The organism is Shewanella sp. GutDb-MelDb (genome assembly GCF_002836075.1).
Taxonomy (GTDB): domain Bacteria; phylum Pseudomonadota; class Gammaproteobacteria; order Enterobacterales; family Shewanellaceae; genus Shewanella.
In genome coordinates this window covers 1-7,434 of record NZ_PJBM01000213.1, presented here as the reverse complement: position 1 = coordinate 7,434, position 7,434 = coordinate 1, and the positions used below count along the sequence as shown (strand labels likewise).

Here is a 7,434-nt window from a genome sequence, read left to right as displayed (position 1 = left end):
GAAATACTTTTTTTAGAAATACCAAAGAGGTTATCCTTCTTCTAACCTTATAGATAAGCCATGAAAAGTGGATACTATCATTAGAAGGATGGAACATGAGTAAACCTATTGTTGCAGACAACAAACCAATCAAAGTCGAACTGATCAAAGATAAGGAATATTATTTTTGTACCTGTGGTCGGTCCAAAAACCAACCCTTTTGTGATGGGTCTCATGCCGGAACGGACTTCAAACCTAAGAGTTTTATAGCTCAAGATCGCGGCGATGCCTATCTTTGCTGCTGTAAACATAGTGCAAACTTGCCCTTTTGTGACGGTTCTCATAAGCAGTTCTCTAATGGGCAAGTGGGACACGAAGGCCCTGGGCTGCAGATCACCATCGCAGGCGAGGAGCCTGTCGCTACGGCAACCAAAGAGGAACCGACGGTCGAGTTTATCCATCAGCTCGCACGTGAAGGGCTGTCTAAGATGGGACACCACGGGCCAATGACATCAATGGGAGTACCAAGGTATCTGCTACCGCACTGGGACGACTTGCAAGTCATGGTGGCACAGATGGCAAAACAACCTTTACAGGAAGATGTATCTGTCAGCACCGAGTTGGTGATTGGCCCACTCGCAAGAAAACCCCTTAAATTGAATATTCCACTGCTTGTATCAGATATGAGCTTTGGCGCTTTGTCTGAAGAGGCCAAGATTGCACTGGCCACTGGAGCCGAGTTAGCTGGAACGGGGATATGTTCAGGTGAAGGAGGGATGCTGCCGGAAGAGCAGGCAGCAAACTCGCGCTATTTCTACGAATTTGCCAGCGCCGGTTTTGGTTATGATGAGTCCAAGTTAAAAGGGGTACAAGCGTTTCATTTTAAAGGAGGGCAAGGCGCCAAAACAGGGACGGGCGGTCATCTACCGGGCAACAAAAATATTGGTAAAATTGCCGAGGTTCGTGGCATCGAAGCGGGAACCGCTGCAGTTTCTCCGCCGACCTTTAAAGATCTTCATAGCGCTAACGATTTTAAGCGATTTGCTGATAGGGTTCGCGAGGTAACGGGAGGCATTCCCATCGGCTTTAAACTCAGCGCCAACCATATTGAAGATGATATTCAATTCGCATTAGATGCTAGCGCTGATTATATCATCCTCGATGGCCGTGGTGGTGGCACTGGCGCGGCGCCAGAGATGTTTAGAGATCATATTAGTGTGCCAACCATTCCCGCGTTAGCACGCGCAAGAGCTTACCTTGATAAGCAAGGTGTTAGTGGAAAAGTCACCTTGATAGTCACAGGCGGACTTCGTGTTCCTATGGATTTTGTTAAGGCAATGGCGTTGGGAGCCGATGGCGTCGCGATATCAAATAGTGCGATGCAGTCGATTGGTTGTGTCGCTGCTAGGATGTGTCATACCAATAACTGCCCAGCAGGAATTGCTACTCAAAAAGCGGATCTGAGGCAAAGGCTTAATGTGACTAAAGCATCAAAGCAGTTGCAGAATTTCTTTGAAGCTTCAGTTGAGCTGATGCAAGTGATGTCGAGAGCGTGTGGTCATGATGATTTAAACAAATTCAACCAACACGACCTTGCCACTTGGAATAAAGAGATGGCAGAACTATCGGGTGTTAAATACTCTGGATTGACCAAGTTTTAGCATGGAGCAGTAATGATTTTTATTTTTTATCAGTATGTTACATGATATCGGAATCAACCAGCTTAACTAGTGAATAAAGGCTCCTTGCTAAAGATTAGCAAAGAGCTTTTATTCGTTTACTTGAGAGTGGTTAACTGGCTTTATTTATACAGATGAGCAACAAAGACGTATATGAACACTCCCACAGAGCCTAGGCATTACACTTACAAGAGCCATGCCTTTGTGGGGGGCTTGACGAATATATTCAATGAGTTTTAAATCTTAGTGACGCTTAAATAGGACTCATTATTTAGTGTTCTAAGCATGTGCAAGCTCCCTTTACAAAGCAAATAAAGTTAAAGGATATTGCTACAAATTTTGACTGAACTTTGATGCTACTTACTATTGGGTTGTACTTAAATTCAAACTTCTCAATGCTAAAATTGAATCGATGATGGGAGATAAATGAACGTTTTCGTTATCGACAAATTTATCAAAAAAATCTTTAAAAACAATGCCTCCAGCCATGTGTGGATGTCCTCCCCCAAAGCCTATATTTTTGAAGTTCAATTGTTCTCTCATAATTTTAGCAACATCGACATGTTCACATTCAGAGCGTAACGATAATTGTATCCCCTGATTATTAGACTGTGCCACGACAACGACATCAAGCTCGTTGACAGTCAGTAGAAAGTCTCCAAGAATTCCCAACATATTTTTAGGGCAGTCTATAGAGACAGTTGCTAAACCCACCCCTTTATTCTGTTCAACAGACTGGCAAACATGCTCAAACAATTTTAGCTCTGTATAAGTAATTTCATTTCGGCAAATTTTATTAACTAATGCTAGATCTGCACATTGATTAAACACAATAAAAGCTTTTAGATCGGCAGAACAAACACCACGGGTTAAATGTGCGGTATCAATCTTAAGACCAACGAGCAGCGCAGTAGCGACTTTTCTAGGGATATTGATATTTAAATCTTGAAAATATTCAAATATTATCGATGCAGTTGCCCCATAGTTTTCCCTAACATCACAAAACCATAAGTTTTTTGGCGGCGTCACAACATGATGATCAATAACGGCAATCTCTTCCCCTGGCATATCGGTGACATTTCTCTCCCCAATACAACCATCGATAGTTATGATTTTATCCATAGGAGTCAACTGAGCTTTGCTGCAATGCGTTACTGGTATATCTAGCCACTCAATCATATTGGATAAAGAGATCCGATCAATTTCGCCATTATATACAATGAGTGAATCTATCCCCAGTTCCTTAAGTAGGTATGACATTGCATAGGCCGATGCAATCGCATCATGGTCTGGGAAATCATGAGCTTGAATAACGACGCGCTGTAAAGAAGATAACTTTTGTATAAAATTAATTAATGTAGTTTTTTTCATTATATTATTTACTTTATTAATTTTTAATCAGTGAGGTCATGGATAAGTGAGGGCAGAGCAAACTTTTCAAATTTCAAAAAATTCAGACCCGCTATCCTATTTTTAGTTTGAAATGCTTTAGTGAGATTTAAATGGAAGGCTTTAGCGCTTCGAGTCGGTACTTAATGATAAGAACCTTGTTTAGTGACCCTTTGGCTAATGCTTCGTCCTTGACTCTTGCTGTTCATTGACAGCTAGCATTCCTTTGTTTTACCGACAATAACCTACTTTTATCAAGGTTTCCATGGCTCTTGCTTAAAGAGTTCATTCTACTTTCGCCTTTCCTCCTGAAACATTAAAGTCGAATATTCCAAAGTATCGATATCCCCGCAAAAGCTTGCCAACTAGCATGGGTGGCTTATTCGTTTTATTTGATTCTATCTTTCCTCGGTTAACTGTGAAATTGAGTAACTAATTCATTGGGATTGTCATATGTGTAGATACACTTTGGGACGGGATATACTTACCCAACATCAATGACATTTAAACTTCACGGCAATTGAATAATGTACATGCCAAACAGTGAAAAGCTAGAATTGTACGTGCTAAAAAGGCTACTACTTTGCTAGTTTTACGTTTTTTTTACGCGAAGAGATGAATAGCATTTGCTAGAGTAATACCTAAGGCAACCACTTTAGTATTCTCTATATGACAATGTATTGGTTTCAGAATCGCTATTTGTTTTCATTTTTTATATTCGCAGCCGCGATTGTTGTATCGCAGGGTGTAGATCTATGGCTAGGCTCTACCATTGCAGTTTTATTGATACTTCAACTTTCAATAGTGATTATTGCTTTTCAGTGCAATTCTAGAATGGCTTATATCGTCGCTATTCTAGAAGCATTAAGTTTTAATTTTTTCTTTACAACCCCTCGTCATTCACTTCAGATGTTTCATCTTGATGATTCTATCAATCTCGTGGTGTTCCTTGTTGTTGCGTTTACAACGAGCCAATTGGCAGAACGTTACCGTCGTCAGCAAGACGAGCTAAAACAGGCTCAACTTCGCAATCAAATATTACTTTCGGTATCTCATGATTTGAGAACACCTTTAGCGGGTATTATCGGTAATTTAACTACCCTAAAAGAATACCTATTTCTACTCAGTGATAAAGAAAAGTATCAACTACTTGATAGTGCGACGATAGAGAGCCATCGGCTACACCAGTATATAGAAAATCTATTACAAGCGACTAAATTACAGCACGGAGCAATGGTGGTTAGAAAAAGCCAAGAATCTCTCATCAATATCTTGAACAATGTTATCGATCGCTTTGATATTTCATCAGAGCTGATAGTCGTTACTGTAGAGGGCGCTATCGACTCTGTATCTGTAAGCCGATCCTTAATTGAACAAGCTTTCTTTAATGTCCTAGATAACGCACTTCGCTACTCTCCAAAGGGATCTTTTGTAGAAGTGGTAGTTCGTCAGGAAACGGGCTTTGTTGTCGTTGATATACATAATGACGGCCAGTCACCTAATGCTGGAGAATCAGAGCTAATGTTTAAGCTATTTTATTCTGGGGATAAAACTAAGAATGCTGATTCTGGTTCAGGGCTCGGCCTTGCAGTAGCAAAAGGAGTGATCACTGCTCATGAAGGATTCATTGAGTGTATTGAGGTCAAAAAAGGCTGTCTGATACGAATTTGTCTACCTTTAGGAAGCTAAGGATACAATATGAGCTATAAAGTTTTAGTCGTCGATGACGAGCCACAAATTCATACCTTTATCCGTATATCTTTGGCAGCAGAGGGTTTTGAATATATAGGTGCTGATAGCGTTGCTGAGGGAGTAGAGATGTTTAAAAGTTACGCCCCCCATTTAGTTGTACTCGACCTTGGTTTACCTGATGGCGATGGTATAAACCTGCTATCAATCATTCGCCAAACGAGCAAAACACCAGTATTGATTTTGACTGCCCGAGATCAAGAGGATGAAAAAATTCGCTTACTTGAAGCTGGCGCGAATGATTATTTGAGTAAACCTTTTGGAGTTCGTGAACTTATCGTAAGGATTAAAGTGCTAGTGCGAGATCTAATTAGTGATACTAACTTGGATGACATGCAATGTTTTGGTGCGTTGAAGATGAAAAAAAGTACGAATCAAGTTTGGTTATCGGCGTTAGAAATAGAGCTAACGAGGAAAGAATTCGCCTTTATGGGGATGTTAATGAAACACCCAGGGAGATTGGTTAAACAGTCGGACTTACTGCAACAGATCTGGGGCAATACTCATACTGAGGACACGCACTATTTACGAGTCTTGGTAAGCCATTTACGCAAAAAACTCAATGACGGCGCTGATGAACAGCAAGTAATAAAGACAGAAGCGGGAGTGGGGTATCGATTGGTGTTTATGGGGGCGAAGGTGTGATTATTAGCTCTTAAAGTACGCTGATTTTAAAGCACCCTATGATGATAGGTTACTTAGATTGTGGAGCCGTTCTGGCGATATAAATTCCGCATTTGAACAATAAGAAAGGTAAAACCATGGCTCATTTTACTGTAATTGGATTGGGGCGTTTCGGCGTGTCTGCTAGTTTAGAATTAATCCACTTTGGACATACAGTGACCGGTGTAGATAGAGACTCCAAGCTCGTAGATAAATATGTGGAAGATCTGACCCAAGCAATCATTTGTGACTCGACAGATGAAGGTGCGCTTAGAGAGTTAGGTTTGGCCAATAGTGAAGCTGTGTTAGTTGCGATTGGAGAAGACATGCAATCTAGCTTATTGACTACATTAGCCTTAAAAAACTTAGGGGTAAAAGAGATATGGGTTAAGGCTAGCACAAAAGCTCACCACACTATTGTATCTAAACTTGGTGTACAGCGTATTATCCACCCCGAAGAAGAAATGGGGATAAGAGTGGCGCAAGCGCTCAATTATCCGATGGTAAATAACTATATACCTATAGGGCACGGTGTTTATGTTGTTGAAATTAAAGTCAAGCCAAGGTTACACGATTCTCCCATTTTCAAGGTTTTAGGAGAGGCTAATAGCCGTATAAAAACGATACTGGTGAAGCGCGATAAAGAAGTATTCAGTGAGCTTAAAGAGAGTTTTGTGCTTAAAGCTAACGATATAATTTTGCTTTGTGCTACTCAATCAGAACTGAAATACCTAGCTCCAAGGATGATGTAATATGGTTTTATGGCACCCTTCAGTTTCACTGATTGAACGTAAACCTAACGCAGGTAAGAAATTATATGCCGCTCCTCCAGTGATTCTGTGCGGTAGTTTTTTACTGTTGATCGTACTTGGAACATTATTGCTCAAACTTCCTATCGCAACTCATGATTCAATAAGTTGGGTTCAAAGCGTGTTTACGGCGACATCAGCCATTACGGTAACAGGTTTAGTCGTGATTGATACAGGGACACAATTCACACAGTTTGGCCAAACAATCATAGCCATATTGATTCAATGTGGTGGCTTGGGACTAATGACATTTGCCATTGTTACTTTAATCGCATTGGGTGGCAAAGTTGGCTTTATGGAACGAACTGTAGCGCAAGAAGCTTTTAATCAAACGGACTCATCAACATTGGTTGCTACAGCTAAATCGGTATTGATATTTACATTGATAGTAGAATTGATCGGTATGATCATATTGGCGGCTTATTGGCGCTCCGAATTAGGGTGGCAAACTAGCTTGTTTCACGCCTTCTTCTATACGATTAGTGCTTTTAATAATGCAGGATTTGCACTGAGCGCAGATAGTCTAATGTCCTATGTTAGTGATCCAGTTGTTAATCTAACCATTACAGGGCTTTTTATTATCGGTGGTCTGGGCTTTTCGGTGTGGATGGACTTAAAACGTCATCGTCAATGGTCTAAATTAACCGTATATAGCCGCATGATGATTATTGGCACGATTGTCATTAATGCAGTTGCTCTGATTTCCATTTATTTGATTGAGTATGATAACCCTAATACTTTGGGGCCTTTGAGTGAAACAGGGAAATGGCTCGCTTCTTGGTTTCAAGCCGTAACGCCAAGGACTGCTGGGTTTAATACTCTTGCAATTGACCAGCTTAAAGATGCGACATCTTCGATTATCTTAATATTGATGTTTATTGGTGGGGGGTCCTTGAGCACTGCAAGTGGTATAAAAGTGGTGACGTTCATGGTGTTGATACTGTCGACTTACAGCTTTTTAAAACGCGATGAGCAAACTTATATCTTTAAGCGCGAGCTAGCTAAGGAAACGATCAGCAAGGCATTTGCATTAACTATGATATCAATCGTTGTGACATGGTTAGCCATTTTTGCATTGTTGCTGACGGAAGAAGCCCCGATGTTAGATATTGTTTTTGAAGCCGTCTCTGCATTAGGCACGGTTGGGCTGTCTCGAGGGCTTACGG

At 40.9% G+C, this 7,434-nt stretch carries 6 protein-coding genes; 5 read left to right on the top strand and 1 reads right to left on the bottom strand.

The annotated features are described in order from the left end of the window. Window positions 1-95: 95 nt before the first annotated feature. The gene (locus CXF82_RS10470; RefSeq protein ID WP_102044160.1) at window positions 96-1,640 is read left to right on the top strand and encodes a glutamate synthase-related protein; all 1,545 of its coding nucleotides are present in this window, start codon (window positions 96-98) and stop codon (window positions 1,638-1,640) included. Between the two features lie 381 nt (window positions 1,641-2,021). Here the strand turns inward: CXF82_RS10470 and CXF82_RS10465 are convergent, their stop codons facing one another. After that, window positions 2,022-3,029 carry a DHH family phosphoesterase gene (locus tag CXF82_RS10465; RefSeq protein WP_101091880.1) on the bottom strand — a complete coding sequence of 336 codons (1,008 nt, stop codon included), beginning with the start codon at window positions 3,027-3,029 and terminating at the stop codon, window positions 2,022-2,024. A gap of 687 nt (window positions 3,030-3,716) precedes the next feature. Here CXF82_RS10465 and CXF82_RS10460 point away from each other — a divergent pair. The 4 genes from CXF82_RS10460 to CXF82_RS10445 all read left to right on the top strand — a co-directional run. Continuing rightward, on the top strand, window positions 3,717-4,736 hold the full coding sequence (locus tag CXF82_RS10460; protein WP_219621782.1) for a sensor histidine kinase: 1,020 nt from the start codon (window positions 3,717-3,719) through the stop codon (window positions 4,734-4,736). Window positions 4,737-4,745: 9 nt separating this feature from the next. Further along, window positions 4,746-5,441, top strand: coding sequence for a response regulator transcription factor (locus CXF82_RS10455; RefSeq protein ID WP_101091882.1), 696 nt, complete (start codon window positions 4,746-4,748; stop codon window positions 5,439-5,441). A gap of 116 nt (window positions 5,442-5,557) precedes the next feature. Beyond that, entirely contained in the window at window positions 5,558-6,211 is a 654-nt protein-coding gene (locus CXF82_RS10450; protein WP_101091883.1) for a potassium channel family protein, read from the top strand. 1 nt (window position 6,212) lies between these two features. Then, window positions 6,213-7,434: TrkH family potassium uptake protein (locus CXF82_RS10445; protein ID WP_102044158.1), on the top strand; the 1,222-nt coding region annotated here is incomplete at its 3' end.